The 23,898-nt window shown below is 70.1% G+C and carries 19 protein-coding genes; 13 read left to right on the forward strand and 6 right to left on the reverse strand.

The annotated features are described in order from the left end of the window. Position 1 precedes the first annotated feature (1 nt). The 3 genes from AB0F17_RS05950 to AB0F17_RS05960 all read left to right on the forward strand — a co-directional run bounded on the left by AB0F17_RS05950 (position 2) and on the right by AB0F17_RS05960 (position 5,147). Complete coding sequence (locus AB0F17_RS05950) at positions 2-2,545, forward strand: ATP-binding protein (protein WP_358016927.1); 2,544 nt, start codon at positions 2-4, stop codon at positions 2,543-2,545. After that, positions 2,542-3,210, forward strand: a complete 669-nt coding sequence (locus tag AB0F17_RS05955) for a response regulator (protein WP_358016930.1) — start codon at positions 2,542-2,544, stop codon at positions 3,208-3,210. The genes AB0F17_RS05950 and AB0F17_RS05955 overlap by 4 nt, the downstream gene beginning before the upstream one ends. Positions 3,211-3,362: 152 nt before the next feature. Continuing rightward, positions 3,363-5,147, forward strand: coding sequence for an APC family permease (locus AB0F17_RS05960; protein ID WP_358016933.1), 1,785 nt, complete (start codon positions 3,363-3,365; stop codon positions 5,145-5,147). Between the two features lie 91 nt (positions 5,148-5,238). Here the strand turns inward: AB0F17_RS05960 and AB0F17_RS05965 are convergent, their stop codons facing one another. After that, complete coding sequence (locus AB0F17_RS05965) at positions 5,239-5,976, reverse strand: DUF4118 domain-containing protein (RefSeq protein WP_358016936.1); 738 nt, start codon at positions 5,974-5,976, stop codon at positions 5,239-5,241. Between the two features lie 199 nt (positions 5,977-6,175). Between AB0F17_RS05965 and AB0F17_RS05970 the strand changes: the two genes are divergently transcribed. Then, positions 6,176-6,607 (forward strand): hypothetical protein, encoded by a 432-nt coding sequence (locus AB0F17_RS05970; protein ID WP_358016939.1) that lies wholly within the window; start codon positions 6,176-6,178, stop codon positions 6,605-6,607. A 36-nt stretch (positions 6,608-6,643) separates the two neighbouring features. Here the strand turns inward: AB0F17_RS05970 and AB0F17_RS05975 are convergent, their stop codons facing one another. From AB0F17_RS05975 to pdxA, 3 genes are all read right to left on the reverse strand, one after another. Beyond that, the gene (locus AB0F17_RS05975) at positions 6,644-7,540 is read right to left on the reverse strand and encodes a CAP domain-containing protein (protein WP_358016942.1); all 897 of its coding nucleotides are present in this window, start codon (positions 7,538-7,540) and stop codon (positions 6,644-6,646) included. Between the two features lie 236 nt (positions 7,541-7,776). Then, entirely contained in the window at positions 7,777-8,595 is an 819-nt protein-coding gene (locus AB0F17_RS05980) for a DeoR/GlpR family DNA-binding transcription regulator (protein WP_358016945.1), read from the reverse strand. A gap of 37 nt (positions 8,596-8,632) precedes the next feature. Next, positions 8,633-11,044, reverse strand: coding sequence for a 4-hydroxythreonine-4-phosphate dehydrogenase PdxA (gene pdxA, locus AB0F17_RS05985; protein ID WP_358016948.1), 2,412 nt, complete (start codon positions 11,042-11,044; stop codon positions 8,633-8,635). 294 nt (positions 11,045-11,338) lie between these two features. On the opposite strand from pdxA, the gene AB0F17_RS05990 reads away from it, so the two are divergent. From AB0F17_RS05990 to AB0F17_RS06030, 9 genes are read left to right on the forward strand one after another with little or no spacing between them, the layout of a single operon-like run. Next, positions 11,339-12,865 (forward strand): ABC transporter substrate-binding protein, encoded by a 1,527-nt coding sequence (locus tag AB0F17_RS05990; protein WP_358016951.1) that lies wholly within the window; start codon positions 11,339-11,341, stop codon positions 12,863-12,865. A gap of 3 nt (positions 12,866-12,868) precedes the next feature. After that, positions 12,869-13,804, forward strand: a complete 936-nt coding sequence (locus AB0F17_RS05995) for an ABC transporter permease (RefSeq protein WP_358016954.1) — start codon at positions 12,869-12,871, stop codon at positions 13,802-13,804. Further along, complete coding sequence (locus AB0F17_RS06000) at positions 13,801-14,736, forward strand: ABC transporter permease (protein ID WP_358016957.1); 936 nt, start codon at positions 13,801-13,803, stop codon at positions 14,734-14,736. Before AB0F17_RS05995 ends, AB0F17_RS06000 begins: the two co-directional genes overlap by 4 nt. A 7-nt stretch (positions 14,737-14,743) precedes the next feature. Continuing rightward, entirely contained in the window at positions 14,744-15,670 is a 927-nt protein-coding gene (locus tag AB0F17_RS06005; RefSeq protein ID WP_358016960.1) for an ABC transporter ATP-binding protein, read from the forward strand. Next, positions 15,667-16,527 (forward strand): ABC transporter ATP-binding protein, encoded by an 861-nt coding sequence (locus AB0F17_RS06010; protein ID WP_358016963.1) that lies wholly within the window; start codon positions 15,667-15,669, stop codon positions 16,525-16,527. The genes AB0F17_RS06005 and AB0F17_RS06010 overlap by 4 nt, the downstream gene beginning before the upstream one ends. Then, positions 16,524-17,528 (forward strand): aldo/keto reductase, encoded by a 1,005-nt coding sequence (locus AB0F17_RS06015; protein WP_358016966.1) that lies wholly within the window; start codon positions 16,524-16,526, stop codon positions 17,526-17,528. The genes AB0F17_RS06010 and AB0F17_RS06015 overlap by 4 nt, the downstream gene beginning before the upstream one ends. Positions 17,529-17,556: 28 nt before the next feature. Then, complete coding sequence (locus AB0F17_RS06020) at positions 17,557-18,339, forward strand: aldolase/citrate lyase family protein (RefSeq protein WP_358016969.1); 783 nt, start codon at positions 17,557-17,559, stop codon at positions 18,337-18,339. Then, on the forward strand, positions 18,336-19,571 hold the full coding sequence (locus AB0F17_RS06025) for an exo-alpha-sialidase (protein WP_358016972.1): 1,236 nt from the start codon (positions 18,336-18,338) through the stop codon (positions 19,569-19,571). The genes AB0F17_RS06020 and AB0F17_RS06025 overlap by 4 nt, the downstream gene beginning before the upstream one ends. Before the next feature lie 7 nt (positions 19,572-19,578). Further along, a complete protein-coding gene (locus AB0F17_RS06030) occupies positions 19,579-20,292 on the forward strand; it encodes an SDR family oxidoreductase (RefSeq protein WP_358017376.1) in 714 nt (237 codons plus the stop codon). Here the strand turns inward: AB0F17_RS06030 and AB0F17_RS06035 are convergent. After that, on the reverse strand, positions 20,287-21,771 hold the full coding sequence (locus AB0F17_RS06035) for an alpha-N-arabinofuranosidase (RefSeq protein WP_358016975.1): 1,485 nt from the start codon (positions 21,769-21,771) through the stop codon (positions 20,287-20,289). The two genes, AB0F17_RS06030 and AB0F17_RS06035, sit on opposite strands and share 6 nt — an antisense overlap. Before the next feature lie 3 nt (positions 21,772-21,774). After that, positions 21,775-23,898, reverse strand: a complete 2,124-nt coding sequence (locus tag AB0F17_RS06040; RefSeq protein ID WP_358016978.1) for a family 43 glycosylhydrolase — start codon at positions 23,896-23,898, stop codon at positions 21,775-21,777.

Genomic DNA, 23,898 nt, shown 5'->3' on the forward strand with positions numbered 1-23,898 from the left:
CATGAGGGGGCGGCTGCGGGTCTACCTCGGGGCGGCCCCCGGGGTGGGCAAGACGTACGCGATGCTCTGCGAAGGCCGCAGAGGGCTGGAGCGCGGCCGGGACGTGGTCGTGGGCTTCGTCGAGACCCACGACCGCGCCCGCACCGCCGCCCTGCTGGACGGCATGGAGGTGATCCCGCGCAAGACCATGACGCACAGGGGCGCGACGTTCACCGAGCTGGACACCGAGGCAGTGATCGCCCGCGCGCCCACAGTGGCGTTGATCGACGAACTGGCGCACACCAACGTGCCGGGCTCGCGCAATGTCAAGCGCTGGCAGGACATCGACGACCTCCTGGACGCCGGGATCGATGTGATCTCCACGGTGAACATCCAGCACCTGGAGTCGGTCAACGACGTGGTCCAGGAGATCACCGGCGTGCCGCAGCGCGAGACCGTGCCGGACGAGGTGGTCCGGCGGGCCGACCAGATCGAGCTGGTCGACATGTCGCCCGAGGCGCTGCGCCGCAGGATGGCGCATGGCAACGTCTACGCGCCGGAGAAGGTCGACGCGGCCCTGTCGAACTACTTCCGCGTCGGCAACCTCACCGCGCTACGCGAGCTGGCCCTGCTGTGGGTCGCGGGAAAAGTCGATGACCAGCTCGATCGCTACCGCGCCGAGCATGGCATCGCCAGCACCTGGGAGGCCCGCGAGCGCGTCGTGGTCGCCCTGACCGGCGGCCCTGAAGGCGACACGCTGGTACGCCGGGCGGCCCGCATCGCCGCCCGCACCAAGGGCGCCGACCTGCTCGCTGTGCACGTGACCAGCGCCGACGGTCTGGCCGGAGCCGATCCGGCCAGCCTGGCCCGCCAAAGGTCGCTGGTCGAGGACATGGGCGGCACCTACCACCAGGTCGTCGGCGACGACATTCCGCGCGCGCTGCTGGACTTCGCCCGTGGCGTCAACGCGACCCAGCTCGTGCTCGGCGCTTCCAGAAGAGGCCGGTTCGCCCAGCTCTTCTCCCGAGGCGTCGGGGTGGAGACCACCGCCCGATCGGGCTCCATCGACGTCCACATGATCACCCACGACGAGGCCAAGATGGGGCGTCGGCGGCCGGTCCGCTCACGCGCGGCGCTCACCCGCACGCGCCGGTCCATCGGCTGGGTGATGGCGGTGGCCGGGATGCCCGTGCTGACGGCCGCGCTGTCGCCGTTCAGGGACGTATTGTCGCTGCCCAGCGAGATCCTGTTCTTCCTCTGCCTGACTGTCGGCGTCGCGCTGGTGGGCGGCATGTGGCCGGCCATCACCGCCGCCGTCGGCGGATCGCTGCTGCTCAACTGGTACTTCACGCCGCCCATCGGTGAGTTCACCATCAGCGATCCGGAGAACCTCTTCGCGCTGGTCGTGTTCGTCCTGGTGGCCGCTGCCGTCAGCACCATCGTGGACATCGCCGCCCGGCGCACCCGGCAGGCCGCCCGCGCCAGCGCGGACGCCGAACTGCTGTCCACCCTGGCCGGGCACGTGCTGCGCGGCCAGGCCGCCGTGCCGTCCCTGCTGGAGCGGATGCGCGAGACGTTCGGCCTGACCTCGGTCACCCTGCTCGAACGACGGCCCGAGGCCGCCCGCACCCCCGACGACCAGTCGGATCCGGACGCGTGGCGGATCGCGGCCACCTTCGGCGGCGCCCCGTCCACCTGCCCCGGCCAATCCGACACCGACGTGGTCATCGACGCCGACATGATCCTGGCCGCCCAGGGCGGGCCGCTGGACGCCGCCGACCGTACCGTGCTGGAGGCGTTCGCCGCCGAGGTCGCCGTCGCGCTCCGCCAGGAACGCCTCCAGCAGGAGGCCGAACAGGCCCGCCCGCTGGCCGAGGCCGACAAGATGCGCACCGCCCTGCTCGCCGCCGTCAGCCACGACCTGCGCACGCCGCTGGCCTCGGCCAAGGCCGCGGTGGAGAGCCTGCACAACACCGACGTCGCCTGGTCGGAACAGGACCGCGCCGAGCTGTTCGCCACCGCCGAGGAGTCACTGGACAAGCTGGACCGGTTGGTGGCGAACCTGCTCGACATGAGCCGGCTGCAGGCCGGGGTGCTCGGTGTGACCCCGCAACCGCTGGCCCTGGAGGAGATCGTGCCACGCGCCATCGACGATCTCGGCCCGCTGCGCGACCGGGTCGAGGGCGACATCTCCATCGACCTGCCCGAGATCCTCGCCGACGCGGCCCTGCTGGAGCGGGTGCTGGTCAACCTCATGTCCAACGCGGTCCGCTACAGCCCGCCGGACAAGACGGTACTGATCACCGCGAGCTGGCATGGCGATCACGTGGAGATCCGCGTGATGGACCGCGGCCCGGGCATCCCGCCCGAGGCGCACGACCACGTCTTCCAGCCGTTCCAGCGGCTCGGCGACCGCGACAACCACTCCGGCGTCGGTCTCGGCCTGGCCCTCTCGCGCGGCCTGACCGAGGCGATGGGCGGCACCCTCGTACCCGAGGAGACACCAGGGGGAGGTCTCACCATGACCCTCACACTGCCCATTTCCAGCAGAGCGGTGCCGGCATGACCCGCATCCTCGTGGTCGATGACGAGCCGCAGATCCTGCGCGCGCTGCGCATCAATCTGGCCGCCCGCCACTACGAGGTGGACATCGCCGCCGACGGCGCCGCGGCCCTGCGCGCGGCCGTCGACAGCGCACCGGACCTGGTCATCCTCGATCTTGGGCTGCCCGACCTGGACGGGATCGACGTCATCCACGGCCTGCGCGGCTGGACCACCATCCCGATCATCGTGCTGTCCGGCAGGGCCGGCAACCAGGACAAGATCGAGGCCCTGGACGCCGGCGCGGACGACTACGTGACCAAGCCGTTCGGCATCGACGAACTGCTGGCCAGAGTGCGGGCCGTCACCCGGCGCAGCGCCACCCAGGAAGCCGAGCTGGCCCGCATCCAGCTCGGCGACCACGTGATCGACCTGACCAACAAGACGATCTCCAGCGATGTGCGCCTCACCCCGACCGAGTGGCACATCCTGGAGATGCTGCTCCGTCACCCCGGCAAGCTGATCAGCCAGCGTCACATTCTCACCGAGGTGTGGGGCGCCCGCTTCGTGAAGGAAACCCACTATCTGCGCCAGTACATGGCCCAGATCCGCCGCAAACTCGAACGCGACCCGGCCAGCCCCGCTCACCTGATCACCGAACCCGGCATGGGCTACCGCTTCAAACCATGACCCCAGCCGGTGCGGTAATTGGCTGCCGTACTTTTCGCGTAGTTATTTGTGCTTTTGACGTCAGGGATGCATATAGACAGGCATGCGCGGTCGCTCGCGGGGCCACCATGAGGATGAAATCCCCCGTTCAGGAGCATTCTTCAATGTCTGGTGTGAAAACTTCCCCTCCGGTCAAGGAGCCCGCTGATACCGGTGATCGGCATCGGCTGTCCGTGATCGGTGGTCTGGCCGCCCTGTCGCTGGACGCGATGGCGTCGGTGGCGTACGGGCCCGAGGCGATCGTGCTGGTGCTGGCCCTCGCGGGTGGCGCTGGGCTCGGCTTCACCATCCCGGTCACGTTCACCATCGCGGCCCTGCTCGCGGTGCTGACGCTCTCCTACCGGCAGGTCATCGCCGCCTTCCCGCAAGGCGGCGGCGCCTATGGGGTGGCCAAGACCTACCTGGGCCGCCGGTACGGACTGATCGCCGGCGCCTCACTGATCGTCGACTACGTGCTCAACGTGGCGGTGTCGGTGGCCGCCGGGGTCGCCGCGCTCACCTCCGCCTTTCCCGAGCTGCTGCCGTACACGGTCTGGATCTGCCTGGTCGTGCTGGCGCTGGTGACCGCGATCAACCTCAAGGGCATCGCGCACAGCGCCCGCGCGTTCATCGCGCCGACCGCGATCTATGTCGGCGCCATCTTGCTGGTCATCGTCGCCGGGCTGGTCAGGAGCGAGCCCGCCGTCGACGTCTCGCACCAGGTGGGCAGCCTGCAGACGGTCGGCGTCCTGCTCCTGCTCAAGGCGTTCGCCAACGGCTGCGCCTCGCTGACCGGCGTGGAGGCGATCGCCAACGCCGTCCCGTCGTTCAAGCAGCCCCGGGTACGGCGGGCGCAGCGTGCCGAGGTCGCCTTGGGCGCGCTGCTGGCGGTCATGTTGCTGGGTATCGCCGCGTTGATCGAGAAGTTCGCCATCGCGCCCGCCGACGGGGTGACCGTGCTCGCGCAGGTCACGCAGGCCGCGCTCGGGGACGGGCCGCTGTTCTATCTGGTGCAGTTCTCCACTGTGGTGCTGCTGGCGCTGGCCGCCAACACCTCCTTCGGCGGGCTGCCGGTGCTGGCCCAGTTGCTGGCCGGCGACAACAACCTGCCGCACTTCTTCGCGCTGCGCGCCGACCGGCAGGTCCACCGCTACGGCATCGCCTTCCTGACCGTCACCAGCGCCCTGCTGCTGGTCGTGGCCGGTGGCGCGATGAACGTGCTGGTGCCGCTGTTCGCGATCGGGGTGTTCGTCGGGTTCACGCTGTCGCAGGCGGGCATGGTCCGGCACTGGGTGATCGACCGGCCCGCCGGGTGGCGGTGGCGGGCCCTGCTCAACGGCTTCGGCGCGCTGCTCACCTTCGTCGCCGCCATCGTGGTGACAGTGTCGAAGTTCGCCGAGGGCGGCTGGCTGATCGTGGTGGCGCTGCCGCTCATGGTGGCGGGCATGGAATGGGTCAACCGCTCCTACCAGCGGATCGGCACGCGGCTCGAACTCGGCAAGACCCCCGCCCCGCCCCGGCCGCGTCGCTCGCTCGTGGTGGTGCCCGTACACGCCGTCACCCGGCTGACCCGCGACGCGCTCGCCGCGGCACTGTCGCTGGGCGATCGGGTGGTGGCCGTCAACATCACCCATCCGGAGGACGAACGGCAGGCGCGGGCGTTCGCCGAGGACTGGGACCGCTGGGATCCGGGCGTGGAGCTGGTACAGCTCTTCGACGCCCACCGGCGCCTGGATCAGCCGTTGCTCGACTACCTCGCCCAGGTGCCCGAGCCGCACGTGTTCGTGCTCATCGCCGAGGTCGAGCCCGAGCACGCCTGGCAGCGGATGCTGCAGAACCAGCGCGGCGCCGTGCTGGCCAGAGCGCTGCGCCGCCGTACCGACGCGGTGGTGTGCCGGATGCGCTTCCGCGTCTCCTGACACCCAGCGGAGAGTGACCACCGCGTTTCTGGCCGATCAAGGTCGTGGCAGGGCGTGTACCCGGTCGATGGTCGCGCCGGCGCCAGCGGCCCTACATCGACGCGGTATCGAGCGCGGCACCCACCTGGTCGGCGAGGGTCACCGCGACCAGGCGCGCCTGCAGAGGCGGGATGGTCCCGGGTGTGGGGTCGAGCATGAAGCGGCCGTAGAAGCGGCCATTGCCGAACGTACGCAGCTCGACCTCCTCATCGGGCAGGCCGAGCCGATCGACGTCCCAGTGTTTGCGGCCCCAGACCACGGTGCCGTCCTGCTCAAGACGCGGTGGGTGACCGATCAGGGTCCCGTACTCGAAGCGGCACCCGCGAAGGTGGAGCAGTTTGGTGAGCTGGACCGTCACGTGATCGACCACCGTGTCAGGCGCGTTCGCCGACTGGGCCAGCTCGGCGGTGTCATGGATCTGGGCCAGGTAGCCGGCATCGGTGATGGTGATCACTTCCAGCCGCCGAGCGCGAGCGGCCAGTTGTGAGACCGCCAGCCCCACGACGAGCAGCAGGATCGCGGTCTGGATGTCTGCGGACTTGGTGATGGCGAAGCGTTCGTAAGGCTGGGTGAAGAAGAAGTCGAACCACACCGCGGCCGAGATCGCCGCCAGCGCCCCGGCGAGACGGTTCCCGTTGGCGGCGACCGCGACGACTGTCACGACCAGAACAAGAGCCACACTCGTGTTCGGCAGGCTGGTACGAAACGGCAGGAGGACCATCGCGATGGCCGGCGGGATCACCAGCGCGGCCACAACCGCGATGCGATCCCTGTTCAGATAGCGAGGCATTACCGCCGCACCTCCCGCCCTCACATCACATCTGTCGAGGTCAACGCCCTACTTCTACCCAGCGGCGCCTTTGACGCGCTCGCCGCGCGTAAACAACGCGTCAGTGGCCGTAGCGAACGCGTAGGAATGTCGTAAGTAACGGCGCTCCCGTACGCCAGGTCGTGTTACATGAAATCGTTCCCGCCGGAAAGGATGGTCGATGCGCGGGCATCCTGTGGAAGTACTGATTCCGGCCGGATTCGTATTCGCCGTCGGCGGCTGTGTGATGGCCGCGATGACCGTCTCCCAGACCACGGAACGCGTCGCCCTGGTGGCGGTGGCCGTCGGCCTGTTCGCGATCTGGGCAAGGCACTACCTCGCCGCGTTCGCGACGGGAGCGATGGCCTGGTGCTTCGCGACAGGCTTTCTGGTGCATGCCGAAGGGGAGTTGGCGTTCGGGCCTGGCGACCTCGTCAGGCTGGCGGCGCTGGCTGTCGCAGCGCTCGCGGGCTGCGCGTACGGGCAAGTGCTTCATGTCCGGCGCTCGCGGCGCCGGGTGCGCCGTCTGATGCGGGCGCGGGCAGACGCACGTCGTGCTCCCGTGCTGCGGGAACGGTTGCATGCGCGAGGCATCCGGTGTCAAGCACGTTAGCGGACTGATGACGGTGCACACCGACGATGGCCAGGGTCAGCGGGCGGCGAAGTCCTGTGTCCAGTAGATCTGTCCCTGCGCGTCCTTGGCCGCGCCCACCCCGATGAGGGTGTACGAGCAGTTCATGATGTTCTGCCGGTGGCCGTCGCTGTTCATCCAGCTCCGGAGCACCTCCGCCGCCGACCGCTGGCCCATGGCGATGTTCTCGGCCCAGGCCGAGCCGGTGAAGCCGGCTGCGCGCATGCGGTCGACCATGTCGCGGCCGTCCTGAGAGTCGTGGTCGAAGTAGTCGTTCTTCGCCATGTCGGCTGAGTGCCCGAACGCGGCCTTGCGCAGCCGCGCGTCGTGCTTGAGCGGGTCGCAGCCGCCCTTGGCCCGCTCGGCGTTGGTCAGCCGGACGACCTCGTTCTCCAGCGCCGTGCCGATGGATGTGGTGGACGCCTTGCTCTCAGGAACCGGCGGCGCCTCCGTCTTCCGTGTCGTGGGGGTGGGGGTGACGCACGTCAGCCGTACGGGATTGGACCTGGCTGTGCCGCCCCGGTAGTCGGTGGCGACCGCGTAGTACGCACCCGGCTCGCAGGGCAGTCGCAGGGCGATGCGGCTCTTCCTGGTGGCGCCGCTCTTGACGACCGGATCGGTGCCGGGGACGGCTCGCTTGACCTGGATGCGCAGCAGTGCCGGGTGCACACAGCCACGGCGGGCGGCCGACGTCCGGATCCTGAGCGCGGAGATGTCCGGCCTGACCACGCTCACGCGGCACTCGTCCGATTCAGGGGTCGCTCGGGGAGCCGGCTCCTTGGTCTGTGCCGACGTGGAGGCCGACGCGGTCACCTCGGGCACCGCTCCCGCCGCTCCGCCCGCCGGCCGGTCGGTGGACGGGGTGCAGGCGGCGAGGCTGGCGACGGCGGCGAGTATCCCCAGGGGTCTACGCATGGGTTCCTCCAGTGGGGGAGAGGCTGGTGGTCCCGCATTCTGTCGTCCTGTTACGGACTTGTCACGCAAAACTGGACATTTCACCCTGTGATTAATGTCAACCAAGCGCCCCGAGAGGCGTCCAGGGCGGCCGCGGACACCGACGGCGGACCGCCGTTTCCGGGATCCGGCCGGTCACCTGGATGACGGGTGCGGGGCCGCACCGGGCCGACCGGCCCGGTCGGGTGTGCGGGCCGCTAGGGGGCGGTCGGCTGACTCGTGGCCGGCTTCGGCTTGCTGATCTGTCCTTCGGCGTCGACCACGATCACCTCGACTCCCTCGGCCGAGAACGGGGCCAGCACGTCTTCCGGGGCGTCGGCGTCGGTCACCAGCGTCCAGGGCCGGGGGAGCTGAACCCAGGCGTGGAACGGACGTCGCCCGAGTTTGGCCGCATGCGCCAGCACGTAGGTCTTGTGGGCCCTGCGTGCCATGAGCTCCTTGAGCCGGGTCTGCTGGAGGTCGGCCTCGCAGATCCCGCGGTCGGCGGTGACTCCGTCAGCCCCGAGAAAGACGCGGTCGAACGACATCCGCTCCAGAGAGGTCTCGGTGATGGGGCCGACGAACCCCTGGCTGAGGTGGCGCAGCCGGCCGCCGAGGCACTCCACATGGAGGCCCTCGACGTCGTCGAGCTCTTTCAGCACCGTCAGGCTTGTCGTGGCGATCAGGAGCTGGGTGCTGGAGCGCAGTTCGTGAGCCAGCGCCGCGACGGTCGAGCCGGCGTCGAGCAACACGGACTCCCCGGCTCCGATCTGCTGGGCCGCCCACCGGGCGATCCCGCGTTTGGCCTCGAAGGCGTCACCGACGCGCTGGCGCAAGGAGTCCTCGGGGTGCGCGACGACGGCCATCGCACCGCCATACGTGCGGGCCAGCAGCCCCTGCGCGGTCAGCCGGGCGAGGTCACGCCGGATGGTCGAGGACGTCACGGCGAACGTCGAGGACAGATCCTCGACGCTGGCCAGGCCACTGGTCGTGGCCAGGCGGACGATCTCGGCGCGCCGACGGTCAGATCTGGACAACGCTCCTCCTTCTCGGCTGTCGTTCAACGCCCCGGGGTCAGACAGCGGGGCTGGAAGACATCTGGGCGGCCTGCCGCAGCGCCTCGATCATGCTACCGACCTCGGCGATGCCCTTCCCGGCGATGTCGAAGGCGGTTCCGTGGTCCACGGACGTGCGGATGACGGGCAGGCCCACGGTGATGTTCACCCCGGCCTCGATGCCGAGGATCTTCACCGGGCCGTGGCCCTGGTCGTGGTACATCGCCACGATGAGGTCGTAGTCTCCGCGCCCCGCGACGAAGAACGCCGTGTCGGCGGGCAGCGGCCCCTGCACGTCGATGCCGTCGGCTTTCAGGGCTTCGACGGCGGGAACGATCTTCTCGGCCTCTTCCCCGTACCCGAACAGGCCGTTCTCCCCGGCGTGCGGGTTGATGCCGCACACGCCGATGCGCGGGTTCTCGATCCCGGCACGCCGCAGCGCCTCGTGGCCGCGGCGAACGGTCCGTTCCACCAGGCCGGGTTCGATCTTCGCGATCGCGTCGATCAGCCCGATGTGCGTGGTGACGTGGATGACCCGGATCTTCGGTGAGGACAACATCATGGACACCTCGTCGGTCCCGGTCAGGTGCGCGAGGAGTTCGGTGTGCCCCGGGAAGATGTGGCCGCCCGCGTGCAGGGCCTCCTTGTTCAGCGGTGCCGTGCAGATCGCCTGCACCTCCCCGGCCATCGCCAGCTCGCTGGCGACGCGTACATAGTGGTAGGCGGCCGCCCCCGCCACGGGGGAGATCTTCCCCCAGGGCAGATCCGCCGGCAGCAGCGCCAGGTCGATGACATTGACGCGTCCCGGCTGGAACACGGCATCGGCCACCGTGTCGACCGCCACGATCTCGGTGTCGATCCCGAGGATGCCGGCCGCTTGGCGCAGCCGTACGGCGTCGCCGATGACGACGGGACGGCAGAGCTCGGCGACGTAGGGGTCCTGGAGGGCGCCGACGATGACTTCCGGGCCTACGCCGGCCCCGTCGCCCATGGTGACGGCGATGATCGGGACGGCCGAGGTGCGCGACTGTGCGCCGACGGGGGCGGTGGTGATGCTCACTAGGGGGCCTTTCGCTTGGTTCCGGAGAGGGAGAGGGGTGGGGTCAAGGGTTCCGAGGGAGTGCGGGGCCAGGGCCCTGACGATCTGAACGAGCGAGTCGGCTCCCCCGAAACTGCCCGGGCGGGTGACCACCGAACGACCGTCGGGCGTCCGGGAGTGGACGGCTCCCGGGTGCACCTGCCCGACCGGTGTCAGTTCCCGCACCTGAAGGGCGTCAAGGACGCGCCGGGCGGTCTCGCCGCCGGTCAGCACGAGGTCCACTGTCGTCGCGGACGCGCGCACGGCGTCCGCGACGAACTCGGCCAGCCGCCGCGCGATGTCACGTGAGGCCGCTGGGAGGACGGCGCCGGCGGAGTCGAGGAAGGTCACGACCGCCTGGTCGCCGATCGGGAGGTGGGGGAGGGGGTCCCGTCCGGCGGGTGTGCCGAGGAGCGCCGTCAGGGGCAGGGCCACGGGTACGGCTCCCGCCTCGACCAGCCGGCGTACTTGTTCGGCCGCGACCGGCTCGGCGCTCCCCACCACGACGAGCGGCGCCGGGCGGGCCACCTCGCCGTGCCGCGCGGCATGCGCGGGGACGGGCTCATGCTCCTCGACGTCCACGCCAAGACTCCGCAGGTGACGGCCGAGCGCGTCGGCGAGCCCGCCGGATCCGACCAGCCGCACCGACGGTACGGCGAGCGCGGCACGCAGCACGGCGTCCAGATCGGCATCCGTCTCGGCGTCGCACAGCGCGATGCGCGAGTCTTCGGCGCAGGAGGCGATCGCGTCGGAAAGGCGATCCGATCGCACGGTCGCGAGGTCCAGCACGCGGGCCGGCAGCGGCGCCAGGGCCGCCTCGACCGAGGTCGGAGCGGAGACGCCGTCCACCGCCCAGGCGTTCGCCTGATGGAGGGCGACACCGGCCAGGTGCAGCACGCCGCCGCGTACCACCCGATCCAGGCCGGGCAGGGCGGGGGCGACGACGATGCCGGCCCCAGGCGCCATGAGCGCGGCCACCTCCGCCGCGACGTTGCCGCGCAGCAGAGAGTCGATCTTCTTGAAGACCAGCCGCGGCCGCCCGGCCGAGGCCAGGGCGAGCGCGGAACGCACCGCCGCGGCGGCCTCGGTGGGCGGCCGGTGCCGCGAGTCGGTATCGACCACCAGGATGTCGGCGGGATCGCACTCGCCCCGCACGGCGTGGTGAGCGAGGACAATCATTGTGCGTGTTCCGCGCATCATTATTCGCGCTGCCGACTCGGCCGCGCCCGAGAGGTCGTCGGCCACGATGAGCACACCGTGCGCGGCCGTGCTTCTCCTGGGCGTCAAAGGAATCCCCCGATGTGATCGATCTATGCACCTCAGGCAGGCTCTCACTGCCCCCGCGAACGTCATACATGATCCGCTCCGGAGCGAGGCGGGCACGTCGGCGCAGCCTTCGTCTTGACTGGATGATGTCACAGCTTGCACAAAATGCGCTAGACCTCTTGCGCGAAGCGCGCATGCATGTAATGGTGCAGCAACGTCGTTGTGACGTGGGAAACATCCGGTCCTGGCAGGCGGCCGCTGCTGAGAAGCGCACCGCTGCGGACGGTCCAGAAAGCGAGAAGCACAATGACTCACCTCGGAAGTGGCCCCCAGTACTCCCGCCGAAGTCTTCTCCGCCTCGGTGCTCTCACGGGCGCGGCCATGACGCTGAGTCCCCTCGCCGCCTGCGCGGGACCGGGGCCTGTCACCGGCGCGGGCTCCGGCGCCGGTTCCACCGCCGGTCCGGGCCTCACGCTGGCGCTCAACCGCTCACTCGTGTCGCTGGACAACAAGCTCAACCAGTTCGATGCCGCCCTTACCGTCCAGCGTGGTGTCCGCCAGGCGCTGACCTTCATCGATCCGAAGCTCACCGTGCAGCCCGTCCTGGCCGAGAGGTTCGAGCTGACGGCTCCCACCGAGTGGACGGTCAAGTTGCGGGCCGGCGTCCACTACTCCGATGGCAGCCCCATCAAGGTCGAAGACGTGGCAACGGCCTTGCAGATGTACCAGAAGGTCCCAGGATCGTTCCTGGCCGGCCTGTTCCCCGAATGGCCGACGGTCACCCCCGTCGACGCGAGCACCTTCAAGCTCGTGACCGAGAACCCGGTGCCGACGCTCGACTACCTGATGGCGAACATCCTGATCACCCCCGCCGCGGCCAACAAGCCGGAGGAACTTCAGGGCGGCATAGGCTCGGGTCCCTACATCGTCACCGCCGCGAACCGGGGCACCGGAGAGTACACACTGCAGGTCAACGACAAATACTGGGGCTCCGCGCCCGCGATCAAGACCGTACAGGTCAGGTTCCTCCCGGAGGAGGCCAACCGCGTCGTCGCCCTGCGCAGCGGCGAGGTCGATGTGATCGACGCGATCTCCCCCGATACGATCAGCCAGCTCTCCGGTCTCGGCGACGTGGAGATACAGCAGGTGCCGAGCACGCGCATCACCCAGCTCTTCTACAACTTCCGCAAACCCTCCGGGCACCCGCTCGCCGACGCGCGCGTGCGCGAGGCGCTCAGCTACGCCATCAACGGCCCCGCCCTGATCAAGGACGTCTTCGCCGATTCGGTGACCCAGGCCCGAGGCGTGGTGGCCGACACCCTGACCGGGGCGGTGCAGACGGGCGAGTACGTCTACAACCCGGCGAAGGCCAAGCAGCTGCTCGAGGCCGCCGGAGTGAAGGATCTCAAGCTCAAGATCATCTGGGAGACCGGGGAGTTCGCCAACGACACGAGCGTCATGGAAGCCGTGGTGGAGATGCTCAAGGCGGTCGGCGTGCAGGCCGAACTCCAGCAGTTCCAGCCGGGCGGCGACATCTCCAAGTGGCGGCAGGGCCGGGGCGGCGACTGGGACATCCTCGGCAACGGCTACCCCGGCCCGACCGGGCTGGCACTGACTCCGCTGCAGGGCATGTTCGCCGGCACGGCGGAGAAGGAGGCCACCCGGGACACCTACCACGGTTACGTGTTCCCCAAGATCACCACCATGCTCCAGAAGGCCTCCCGGGAAACCGACAAGACGGCCCGGGACGCTCTCCTCGCCACCGCGCAGAAGGAGATCTGGAACACCTGGCCCTGCATGTGGGCCTTCGTCCCCAAGACCGTCATCGCCCGGCGCAAGCGCGTGCAGAACGTGCTGCTCAGTCCTACCAACTCCTACGACCTGGCATCTGTCCGGCTGAATGGATGAGTCGTGGTCCGCTATGTCACCCAACGTGTCGGGCAGAGCCTCCTGGCGATCTTCCTGACCGTCTCCACGGTCTTCGTGCTCGTACGGCTGGCGCCAGGCGATCCGGCGGCCGCCTACGCCAGCCCCCTGGCCACCACGGCGGAGCTCGAACGCATCCGCGTCCAGTTCGGCCTGGACAAACCGCTGATAGAGCAGTACGGAATCTTCGTTCGTGACCTGTTCAGCGGCAACCTGGGCACGTCCTTCTCCTTCCAGGCCCCCGCCATGGACGTCGTCCTGAGCCGGCTGCCGTACACCGTCATGCTCGCCGTGTCCTCCATCCTGTTCGCCGCGGTCGTGGCCATCCCGCTCGGCGTCTGGATGGCGCGGCACGCCGACACCGCCCGCGAGCTCGGGGCCAACGTGGCCATGATCGCCGGCCAGTCCATGCCGGAGTTCTGGAGCGGCATCATGCTGCTGACCGTCTTCGCGGTGCTCGTCCCTGTGCTCCCGGCCTCCGGTTTCACCAGTTGGGCCGGCCTGGTACTGCCGACCCTGACGGTCGGCATCCTGCAGATCGCGCTGATCTCCCGCTTGGTGAGCCGGGAGATGGGGACCGGCTTCGCGGCTCCCTATCTGACGATCGCCCGCTCCCGCGGCATCTCCGAACGCGGCCTGACCTGGCGCTACGCCATGGGCAACTCGGCCGTCCCGGTGGTGACCGCGCTCGGCACCCGGTTCGCCGCCATGCTCAACGGCGTGGTGGTGGTCGAGGTCGTCTTCGCCTGGCCGGGTGTCGGATCGCTCGTCGTGCGGGCGCTGGAAACCCGGGACTACCCGCTGATCCAGGCGACCGTCCTGGTCACGGCCATCCTGACGGTGGCCGTCCAACTCCTCATCGATCTCGCCTACCCGCTGCTCGACCCGCGGGTACGACTCGGGAAGGCGGTGGCCTCATGACCGCCACCGAGGCCGGCCCCGCCGACGGCTTCAGGGGCCCGGACACCCCGGAGCCCTCCGCGCGGCCCAGCGCGGTGACCGCCAAGGATCTCGCGCGATCTGCGGCGGTCCGCCGCCGCAAGGGCGCGCGGCTGAAGACCTGGGTCGGCTCGGTGTGCGTGGCCCTCGTCGTCCTGCCCGTCGTCCTGGCCAACGTGCTGCCGATCCCCGGGCCGGACGAGCAGAGCCTCGGCCTGCGCCGCCTGCCCCCGCTGACCGGCGGGCACCTGTTCGGAACCGACCAGCTCGGCCGGGACCTTCTCTCCCGGGTCCTGCACGGCGGCCAGGTCTCGCTCACCGTCGGGGTGCTGGCCATCGTCGTGTCCGGCATCATCGGCCTCATCGCCGGTGCCGCGGCCGGATTCTTCGGCGGCTGGGTCGACACCATAGTCTCCCGCCTGCTGGAGGCGCAGCTCTCGCTCCCTCTGCTGTTGATGCTGCTGCTGGTCGTCGCGCTCTTCGGCCCCTCCATTCCGGTCATCACCTTCGTGATCGCGATCGCGCAGTGGCCGGAGGTGGCCCGCCTGACCCGTTCCCTGGTGCTCGTCGAGCGGGAGAAACCCTATGTGGCCGCGGCCCGGGTGCTCGGCCTGCGCCGCGTCGCCATCCTGCTCCGGCACGTACTGCCCAACGTCGTCAAGCAGGCCACGCTCGTGATCCTGCTGCTGCTGGCCCAGGCCGTGCTGCTGGAGAGCGCATTGAGCTACCTGGGCGCCGGTCCGCAGCGCCCGTTCGCCACCTGGGGCCGCATCATCTCCGACGGCCAGGACTACATCACGACGTCGTGGTGGCTGGTCACGCTGCCCGGACTGTTCATCGTGCTGCTCGTCGTCGGTGTCAACCTGCTCGGCGACGGGCTGAGGGACCGCGTCCGCAGACGGAAAGGAAGGTGAGCCGAGCATGACAGCCGAGTTCGACGAGGCCGATCGTCCCCTGCTGGAGGTCGAGGACCTGCAGATCGAGCTGATCACCGAAGCCGGTATCGTCCGCGCCGTCGACGGCGTCAGCTTCCTCATCCGCCAGGGCGAAACCGTGACGATCATCGGCGAGTCGGGATCCGGCAAGTCCACCACGGCCATGGGCATCCTGCGGCTGCTCCCCCCGGAACTGGCGGTCCTCTCCGGCAAGGCCCGCTTCCAGGGAGTCGACGTCATCGCCGACCCGCGCGCGGCGCGCAAGCTACGCGGGCGTACCGTCTCCCTCATCCCGCAGGATCCGATGACGGCGCTCAGCCCCGTCCACACCATCGGGCAGCAGCTCCGTGAGGCCGTGCGGCTGCGTCACCGCGGCCTGTCCAGGTCGGAAACCGTCGCGCGGTCCGTCGGCCTGCTGGCCCGGATGCACATCCCCGATCCGGAGTCCCAGCTCCACAAGTATCCGCATCAGCTGTCAGGAGGCATGCTGCAGCGCGTGCTCATCGCGCTCGCGCTCGCCGGGTCGCCCGTCCTGCTCGTCGCCGACGAACCGACCTCCGCCCTGGACGTCACCGTCCAGGCGGGCATCCTCGACCTGCTGCTCGAAGTACAGGAGAACACCGGCATCGGCATCCTCATGATCACTCACGACATCGGCGTGGCCCGGCTCGTCTCGGACCGCATCCATGTCATGAAGGACGGGCGATTCGTCGAGTCCGGCGAGGCCGAGCAGATCGTCGGCGCACCCGGCGAGCCCTACACGAGGAAGTTGCTGACGGCGGTCCCCCAGCTCGGCCCGTGGGACGAGGACGGCGAGACCCTGGAAGCGCCCGCCGAGGACGGCGAGTCCCCGGAAGAGCCCGCCGACGACGGGTCGCCGGCCGACCCGGTAGCACTGGGAGAATCTCGATGACCGACGCGTTCCTCGAGGTCGACGGCCTCGTCGTGGACTATCCCGTCGCCCACGGCGTGTTCCGCGCGGTCGACGACGTCAGCTTCACCGTACGGCGGGGCGGCACCCTGGCCATCGTGGGGGAGTCAGGCTGCGGCAAGTCCACGATCGCCCGGTCGATCGTCCGGCTGGTCAAGCCCGTCGCGGGCCGCATCGTGGTGGGCGGCACCGACATCGCCCAGCTGACCGAGAAACAGTTGCGCCCGATGCGCAACCGGGTACAGATGATCTTTCAAGACCCGTACGGGTCGCTCGACCCGCACCTGTCGGCGGAGGAGATCGTCGCGGAACCGCTGCGGGTGCGCGGAATGCGCGACAGACGCGCACGGGCCAAGGAGGCGGCCAGGCTCATCGACCAGGTGGGCCTGCCCGCCACGGCCCTGGAGCGCCGCCCGCCGGAGTTCTCCGGCGGCCAGCGCCAGCGCATCGGCATCGCCAGAGCCCTGGCCTCCCAACCCGATCTGCTGGTCTGCGACGAGGCGACGAGCGCTCTGGACGTGTCCGTCCAGGCGCAGGTCCTCGCCCTGCTCATGAAGATCCAGGCCGAGACCGGCCTCACCTATGTCGTGATCTCCCACAACCTCGGTGTGGTCAGGGAGATCAGCGAGGACATCATCGTCATGAAGAAAGGGCGCCTGGTCGAGTCCGGCCCCACCCGGAAGGTGCTGGCCGCGCCGGCCCATCCCTACACCCGCGCCCTCCGCAGGGCCGCACTGGACCCGGCCGCTATACGCGGGCGCAAGCCGCGCGAACTGGTGCGGGCCCCGTCCACTACGCAGTCCCCCGGAACACCCGTTCAGCGAGGAACCGACCGATGACACCTTCCGTACCGGCGATCTCCGTATCGGCGGCAACACCGTCCGGGGCGCGCATCGGGCTGTCCACGCTGGTGCTGGGCACCATGACGTTCGGCGACACGGCCGACGCGAAAGAGGCCGCGCGCATGCTGGACGCGGCACTCGACGCCGGCATCACCGGCGTGGACACCGCGAACGCCTACGCGGGCGGCGCGACCGAGTCCATCCTGGGACCGCTGCTCGCCACCCGGCGCGACCGGATCGTCCTCGCGACCAAGGCCGGTATGCCCCATCCGGACGCCGGCGATCACGCGCCGCTGTCCGCCAAGGGATTGCGGGCGAGCCTCGAAGGCAGCCTGCGCCGCCTACAGGTCGACCACGTCGACCTGTTCTACCTGCACCAGCCCGACCGCCGCACGCCGCCGGCCGAGACGCTCGGCGCCATCGCCGAGTTCGTCGCCGAGGGCAAGATCGGCGCACTCGGCGTCTCCAACTACGCGGCCTGGCAGATCGCCGAGATCAACCACGCCGCCGACGCCGCCGGCGCGCCGCGGCCGGTCGTCGCCCAGCAGCTCTACAACCTCCTGGCCCGCAGGGTGGAGGAGGAGTACCTGGAGTTCGCGCAGAGCACCGGCCTGACGACCATGGTCTACAACCCGCTCGGCGGGGGCCTGCTCACCGGGCGGCACACCTTCGAGCAGGACCCCGCCGCCGGTCGCTTCGGCGACTCCAAGCTCGCCCCCATGTACCGGCAGCGGTACTGGAACCCGGCGCTGTTCGAGGCCGTCACCACGCTCGGTGGGATCGCCGCGCAGGCGGGCATCCCCCTCGTCGAGCTGTCCCTACGGTGGCTGCTCCATCGCGACGGCGTGGGGGCCCTCCTGCTCGGCGGTTCCAAGGTCGAACACCTCCGCGCGAACATCGCGACCGCCGCGGCGGGACCGCTTCCCGAGGACGTCGTGGCAGCCTGTGACCGGGTGGGCGCGGAGCTGCGCGGCCCCATGCCCGCCTACAACCGATGAGAGCCGACCACCGAGGAGAAGGCCAGCCGTGAGCATCACCGACTTCACCGCCAGGATTCGTGCCCGGGAAACCGCACTGGGCTACTGGGCCGTGCTCGATTCGCCGGTGTCCACCGAGCGCATCGCGCGCCTCGGTTACGACTACGTGTGCCTGGACGCTCAGCACGGTCTGCTGGGCTACTCGGGGATGCTGAGCGGCCTGACCGCGATCGACGCGGGCGGCGTGTCCGCGGGCCTGGTGAGGGTCGAGGCGAACGACCCCAGCCCCATCGGCCGGGCCCTCGACGCGGGCGCCGCAGGTGTCATCGTGCCGCTCATCGACACCGCCGACGATGCCGCGGCGGCCGTCTCCGCGACCCGCTATCCGCCGAAAGGGCGCCGCTCGTACGGGCCGATGCGCTCGGCGCTCCGCATCGGGCCGCGCCCCGGGGACAGCGACGCCACCGTGCTGGTCCTCGCCATGATCGAGACGGCACAGGGGCTGGCGAACGTCGAGGCGATCTGCGCCACCCCCGGCCTGGACGGCGTCTACGTCGGCCCGTCCGATCTGTGCCTGGCCCTGGGCGGCGCCTTCCCCGGCGATCCGGCGATCGCCGCCCAGTTCGAGGACGCGCTGGTCACGGTGCGCGAAGCCGCCAGGTCCGCCGGTATCGCCGCCGGCATCCACACCCCCGACGGCGGGACCGCCGCCAAGCGCCTGGCCGAGGGATACACCTTCGCCACCATCGCCTGCGACCTCGTCCACCTCGAACAGGTCGCGAAGTCCCACTTGACCGACGCCCGAGCCCAGTCTCGCCAAGGAGAGCAGTGAGCCAGTCCCAGACGTCCGTTCCCGATCACCTGCCCATGGACGGTCTGATCCGCGTTCGCGACGACGATCCGGACCGCCGCGACGCGTACCTGGTCGCGCCCGCCGTGCAGAACCACGCGGCCAACATCATGTCGCTGCGCAACGGTGATCTCGGCTGTGTGTGGTTCGGTGGCACGCAGGAGGGTGTCTCGGACATCTCCATCTGGTTCTCCCGGCTGGAGAAGGGCGCGGACACCTGGTCCACGCCCACGCGGCTGTCCGACGACCTGACGCGTTCCGAACAGAACCCGGTCCTGTTTCCCACGCCCGCGGGAGAGCTGTGGTTGTTGTACACCGCCCAGCACGCCGGCAACCAGGACACCGCCGAAGTCCGTCGCCGCATCTCGCGAGACGACGGTCACACGTGGGGACCTGTGCAGACCCTCATCCCCGCCACGAGCCGCGGCGGCGTCTTCGTCCGGCAGCCCGTGCTCGTGCTGCCGTCCGGCCGGTGGCTGCTGCCCGTCTTCAACTGCGTCACCACGCCGGGCAAGCGCTGGGTCGGCGACCGTGACACCAGCTCCCTCATGATCTCCGACGACGAGGGACGAACGTGGCACGAACAGCCCGTCCCCGAGAGCACCGGCTGCGTCCACATGAACATCCATGTGCTGACCGACGGCACGTTGCTCGCGCTGTTCCGCAGCCGCTGGGCGGATTCGGTCTACGAGAGCCGGTCGGCGGACGAGGGCGCGACCTGGAGCGCTCCCACCGCCACCGAACTGCCCAACAACAACTCCTCCATCCAGTACGTCACGCTGCGTGACGGCCGGTTGGCGCTGGTGTTCAACGCCAGCAGCGCGGCCGACGCCACCGAGCGCCGAGTGTCCCTGTACGACGAGATCGACGATGACGGCCTCGCCGAGACCCCGGCGGCGAGTCCGGCCGATGAAGAGGCGGCACCTGCCGGGAGCGATGAGCGGACCGCGTTCTGGGGCGCCCCGCGTGCGCCCATGACCCTCGCGCTGTCCGACGACGGCGGGCGCACGTGGCCGATCCGCCGCGATCTGGAGGTGGGCGACGGCTACTGCCTGACCAACAACTCCCGCGACGGTCTCAACCGGGAGTACTCCTACCCGTCCATCCACGAAAGCGACGACGGCGACCTGCACATCGCCTTCACCTACCACCGCCGCGTCATCAAGTACGTCCGGGTACGACCCGAGTGGGCCGCCCCCGCCGAAGGCCTCTGACGTGCCGATGGACACCACGCCGGAGACGGCGGACGAGCCACGCCACGCGGTGGTGACCGGGGCCAGCTCCGGCATCGGCCGGGCCGTCGCCGCACGTCTGCTCCGTGAGGGCTGGAGAGTCACCGGGATGAGCCGCACCCGCCCTCCGGAGCACCACCAGGACACCCCCGCCTACTCGTGGATCCAGGCCGACCTGACCGACCTCGACCAGTTGGCCGGCGTATCGGCCGAGGTGGGCGCCGTCGACGCCATCGTTCACGCCGCGGGCCTGCAACGCTCCGCGCCGCTCGGACGCCTCTCCGCGCCGGACGGCGCCCTCATGTGGCGGGTCCACGTCGAGGCCGCGACCGTCCTGGTGAACGCCCTCGCCGACGCGATCCGCCCCGGCGGCCGCGTCGTGCTGATCGGCAGCCGCACGATGACCGGCGTGGCGGGCAAGAGCCAGTACGCGGCCACCAAGGCCGCGCTCGTGGGCCTGTCCCGTTCCTGGGCCATGGAGCTGGCCCCGCGTGGCATCACCGTCAACGTGGTCGCCCCCGGGCCGACCGACACCCCCATGCTGCGGGATCCCGGACGTGCCGCCACGCCGCCACGGGTGCCGCCGCTGGGCCGGTTCATCCGGCCCGAGGAGGTCGCGGGACTGACGGCCTTCCTCCTCGGCCCTGAAGGGGGCTCGGTCACCGGCCAGCACCTGGTGATGTGCGGCGGCGCGTCCCTATGAGCCGGCGGCCGACAAATTTTCGCAATCAGCGAGAATCATCGTCCATGAGGCGGCGGGCAACCGCGCCGTCAGCCGGTCACCGTCAGCCTGTACGGTCAGCGGCCGCGGAAGGGCCTCCACCCGGTGCGGGTCGTCCCCGGCGGCGATCACCGAGGCCGACACCGGCCTGACCGCCCCCGGGAGCCGGGCAGTGAGGTCGAGGTCCTGGTCGGGCGACCGGTTGACGGCGAACAGCGCCACCTGGGACCCGTCGACGGTGGCCACCGCCGACAGCGCGGGCGCCTCGCCGTACCGTTCGGTCTCCAGGAGCGGCCCGGACGGCTCCACCCGCAGCACGGTGCCGCGCGCGTGCCGGGCCGTCAGCGCGAACGGGTGGAAGATCGTCTGACGCCAGGCCGGGCCGCCGGGCTCGGTCCTGATCGGCGCGATGATGTTGGCGAGCTGCGCCTGGCAGGCGATGCTCACCCGGTCGGCGTGCCGCAGCAGCGTGATCAGGAAGTCCCCCACCACCACGGCGTCGGCGGCGGTGAAGGTGTCCTCGATCAGCTCCGGCGCCTCCTGGAACGGCGAGCGCTCGCGCCCGGTGAACCGGCTCTGGTACCAGACGTTCCACTCGTCGAAGGACAGGTTGATCTTCTTCTTGCGCCGGAGCTTCGCCCCGATGTGGTCGGCCGTGGCCACGATGGCGGAGATGTAGCGGTCCATGTCCACGGCGCTGCAGAGGAAGCCGGGCAGGTCGCCGTTCTCCTCGTAGTAGTTGTGCAGCGACAGGTAGTCGACCGCGTCGTAGGCGTGTTCGAGCACGGTGGCCTCCCACGCGCCGAACGTCGGCATCCCGCTGTTGGAGCTGCCGCACAGCACCAGCTCGATGCCGGGGTCGACGAGCCGCATGGCCCTGGCGGTCTCGTTCGCGAGCCGTCCGTACTCGTGCGCGGTCTTGTGGCCGATCTGCCAGGGTCCGTCCATCTCGTTGCCGAGACACCAGAGCTTGATCCCGTACGGGTTGGTCACTCCGTGTTTGACCCGCAGGTCCGACCACTGCGTGCCCGAGGGGTGGTTGGCGTATTCGAGCAGGTCACAGGCCTCCTGGATACCCCGGGTGCCGAGGTTGACGGCCATCATCGGCTCCACCCCGGCGGCCCGGGTCCAGGTCATGAACTCGTTGAGCCCGAACGCGTTCGTCTCGATCTGCCGCCAGGCCAGGTCCAGCCGGGAGGGCCGGTCGGGGCCGACGCCGTCCTCCCAGCGGTAGCCGGAGACGAAGTTGCCTCCCGGGTAGCGAACCACGCTCACGCCCATCTCGCGGGTCAGCTCCAGCACGTCGGTGCGGAAGCCGTTCTCGTCCGCCGCCGGGTGACCCGGTTCGAAGATGCCGGTGTAGACGCACCGGCCCATGTGCTCGACGAACGAGCCGAACAGGCGCCGGTCGACGGGGGCGATGCGGAAAGAGGGGTCAAGGGTCAGGTGTGCTTGCGGCACAGGTCAGGCTCCTCGGTAGACGCGTACGTAGTCGAAGTCGGCGTTGACGGCCGGCTGGGCCCCTCCGTGGGCGACCAGGCCGATGCGCACGGCCGTGTCCTTGGGGAAGGTCCACACGCCGCCCCAGGTCCAGGTCCTGCCGTCGCGGCTGGAACCGGCGCGGAACTCGTGCTCCCCGTTGGCTGGGTCCACGTGGTGCGCCAGCCGCAGCCAGGTGGTCCTGGCGGGCGGGCCGACGATGTTGCCGCCGTAGGACAGGCGGCCGGCGAAGGTCAGCTCGCGGCCGTACTCGACCTGGCGGGTGTTCCAGATCGCCACCTGGGACAGGCGGGCGAAGTCGTCGTCGGAGGCGTAGGCGATCAGCCCGGCCTGCTGGTAGTTGCGTATGGCGTCCTCGCCCAGGTCGAGCGTGAGCTTGGTCTCCACGACGTAGTCGCCCTTGGGGGCCTCGCGCAGCAGCAGCGACGCCTTGTTGCCGGTCCCGACCAGGTCGGCGCCCTGGACGGGCCAGCGCAGCACGCCCTCCTCGATCTTGGCCGCGGCGTCCTGCCGCACCCAGGTCCAGCGGGAGTCGAGCGGCCCGGTGAACTCGTCGGCGTCCAGCAGCCGGCCCGTACGCGGCGTCGGCGCCGCCTTGGTGACGGCCTTGAACAGCGGGGCGGCGGAGACGTTGTCGAAGTCGGCGCCCCCGTCGGCGACCAGCCCGATCGGGCCGTTCGCGCTGCCCGTGACGGTGACGCTCGCCTGCGGGTCACGCGGCCGGGCCTCGGTCACCTCGGCGGTGATCGTCCGTCCCTTGACGCTGACGGCCAGGTTGTGCCAGGTCGCGGCCCCTCCGGGCAGCGCCACCGTACGGGACGCGCCGCCCGAGGTAAGCGTCAACCCGTCGCGCGAAACGACCGCGGTCGTGCCGCCGAGGCGAATCCCGGCGGACTTGTCCGTCTTGAGGTCGGTCTCGACACGGACGTCCCCGCCGAGCGACCTGCGGCTGATGAGCGTGCCCTGGCCACGGACGTATCCCTCCTGTACGGCCCAGCCGGCCGTGTTCCGCCAGCCCGACAGATCGCCCGCGAACCGATCGTCCACGACCCCGCGGGTCACCGGCGTCTCCCGCGACTGCTCGGAAGGCCCGGCCCCCGCACGCACGGCCGGCCAGCCGTCGATCCAGTCCAGCCGGTCCAGCAGCATGGGCCGCTCGTTGATCCCGTACGGCTCGTCCAGGAACGGGTCGCTTCGATCGATGGCGTGGTAGAGCATCCAGTCCTGACCGGAAAGGTCGGTGAGCTGGGCGTGGTGGCCGGTGCCGATGAAGCGGTTGCCGTTCTGGTCCAGGACAGGGGTGCCACCGGCGCGCGAGGCCAGCAGCGGCACGCCATCGCGGTCGGCGAACGGCCCGCGCGGGCTGGTCGAGCGCCCGGCCAGCACCGAGTAGCCGGTGGTCGGCCCGGCGCAGCAGTTCGCCGAGGAGCCGAGCAGGTAGTAGTAGCCGTCGTGGCGCACCACGTACGCGCCCTCGAACTTGTTGTCGATCGCGACCTGCTGCGGCTGCCCGGTGGCGCGCAGTCCGTCGGCGGACAGCTCGGTCACCCACAGGCCGCCGAAGAACCCGCCGAAGTACAGGTACTTGCGCCCGTCCACGTCGGTGAACTGCGAGGGGTCGATCGTGTTCCAGTACGAGTTGCCCGAGGGACGCGGGGCGACGACCGGGGCGTCGATGTGCGTCCACGGCCCGGCCGGCGTGGGTGCCGTGGCGGCGCCGATCGAGTAGTCCCAGTTGGCGGGTGTGGCGGCGGTGTCGGTGACGGTGAAGTACATGACGTACCGGCCGTCGAGGTAACGGATGTCCGGTGCCCAGAACAGACTGCCCGGCGCCGCGTATGACGGCAGGTTGTCCGGCCCGAACGCGTCGCCCACGTAGGTCCAGTCGACCAGGTCGGCGGAGCGGGCGATCGGCAGCCTGTGCAGGACCTTCTCGCCCTCGCGCAGCGGGTCCGACGTGCCATAGGAGTACCAGTAGCCGTCCTGCCCGCGGATCACCGACGGGTCGGCGAACGTGTCGGAGAAGGAGTTGGTCACCGGATTGGTGAACAGGGAGAGGATCAGCGTGGCGATGACAGCCAAGTACAT

It is taken from the genome of Nonomuraea sp. NPDC026600 (assembly GCF_040638335.1).
Lineage (GTDB): Bacteria > Actinomycetota > Actinomycetes > Streptosporangiales > Streptosporangiaceae > Nonomuraea.

Bases quoted from the DNA above. Each gene is read 5' to 3' on its own strand.
- AB0F17_RS05950 (WP_358016927.1), top strand. From the start codon at position 2: ATGAGGGGGCGGCTGCGGGTCTACCTCGGGGCGGCCCCCGGGGTGGGC.
- AB0F17_RS05955 (WP_358016930.1), top strand. From the start codon at position 2,542: ATGACCCGCATCCTCGTGGTCGATGACGAGCCGCAGATCCTGCGCGCG.
- AB0F17_RS05965 (WP_358016936.1), bottom strand. From the start codon at position 5,976: ATGCCTCGCTATCTGAACAGGGATCGCATCGCGGTTGTGGCCGCGCTG.
- AB0F17_RS05970 (WP_358016939.1), top strand. From the start codon at position 6,176: ATGCGCGGGCATCCTGTGGAAGTACTGATTCCGGCCGGATTCGTATTC.
- AB0F17_RS05975 (WP_358016942.1), bottom strand. From the start codon at position 7,540: ATGCGTAGACCCCTGGGGATACTCGCCGCCGTCGCCAGCCTCGCCGCC.
- pdxA (WP_358016948.1), bottom strand. From the start codon at position 11,044: ATGACGTTCGCGGGGGCAGTGAGAGCCTGCCTGAGGTGCATAGATCGA.
- AB0F17_RS05990 (WP_358016951.1), top strand. From the start codon at position 11,339: ATGACGCTGAGTCCCCTCGCCGCCTGCGCGGGACCGGGGCCTGTCACC.
- AB0F17_RS06000 (WP_358016957.1), top strand. From the start codon at position 13,801: ATGACCGCCACCGAGGCCGGCCCCGCCGACGGCTTCAGGGGCCCGGAC.
- AB0F17_RS06005 (WP_358016960.1), top strand. From the start codon at position 14,744: ATGACAGCCGAGTTCGACGAGGCCGATCGTCCCCTGCTGGAGGTCGAG.
- AB0F17_RS06010 (WP_358016963.1), top strand. From the start codon at position 15,667: ATGACCGACGCGTTCCTCGAGGTCGACGGCCTCGTCGTGGACTATCCC.
- AB0F17_RS06015 (WP_358016966.1), top strand. From the start codon at position 16,524: ATGACACCTTCCGTACCGGCGATCTCCGTATCGGCGGCAACACCGTCC.
- AB0F17_RS06030 (WP_358017376.1), top strand. From the start codon at position 19,579: ATGGACACCACGCCGGAGACGGCGGACGAGCCACGCCACGCGGTGGTG.
- AB0F17_RS06040 (WP_358016978.1), bottom strand. From the start codon at position 23,898: ATGTACTTGGCTGTCATCGCCACGCTGATCCTCTCCCTGTTCACCAAT.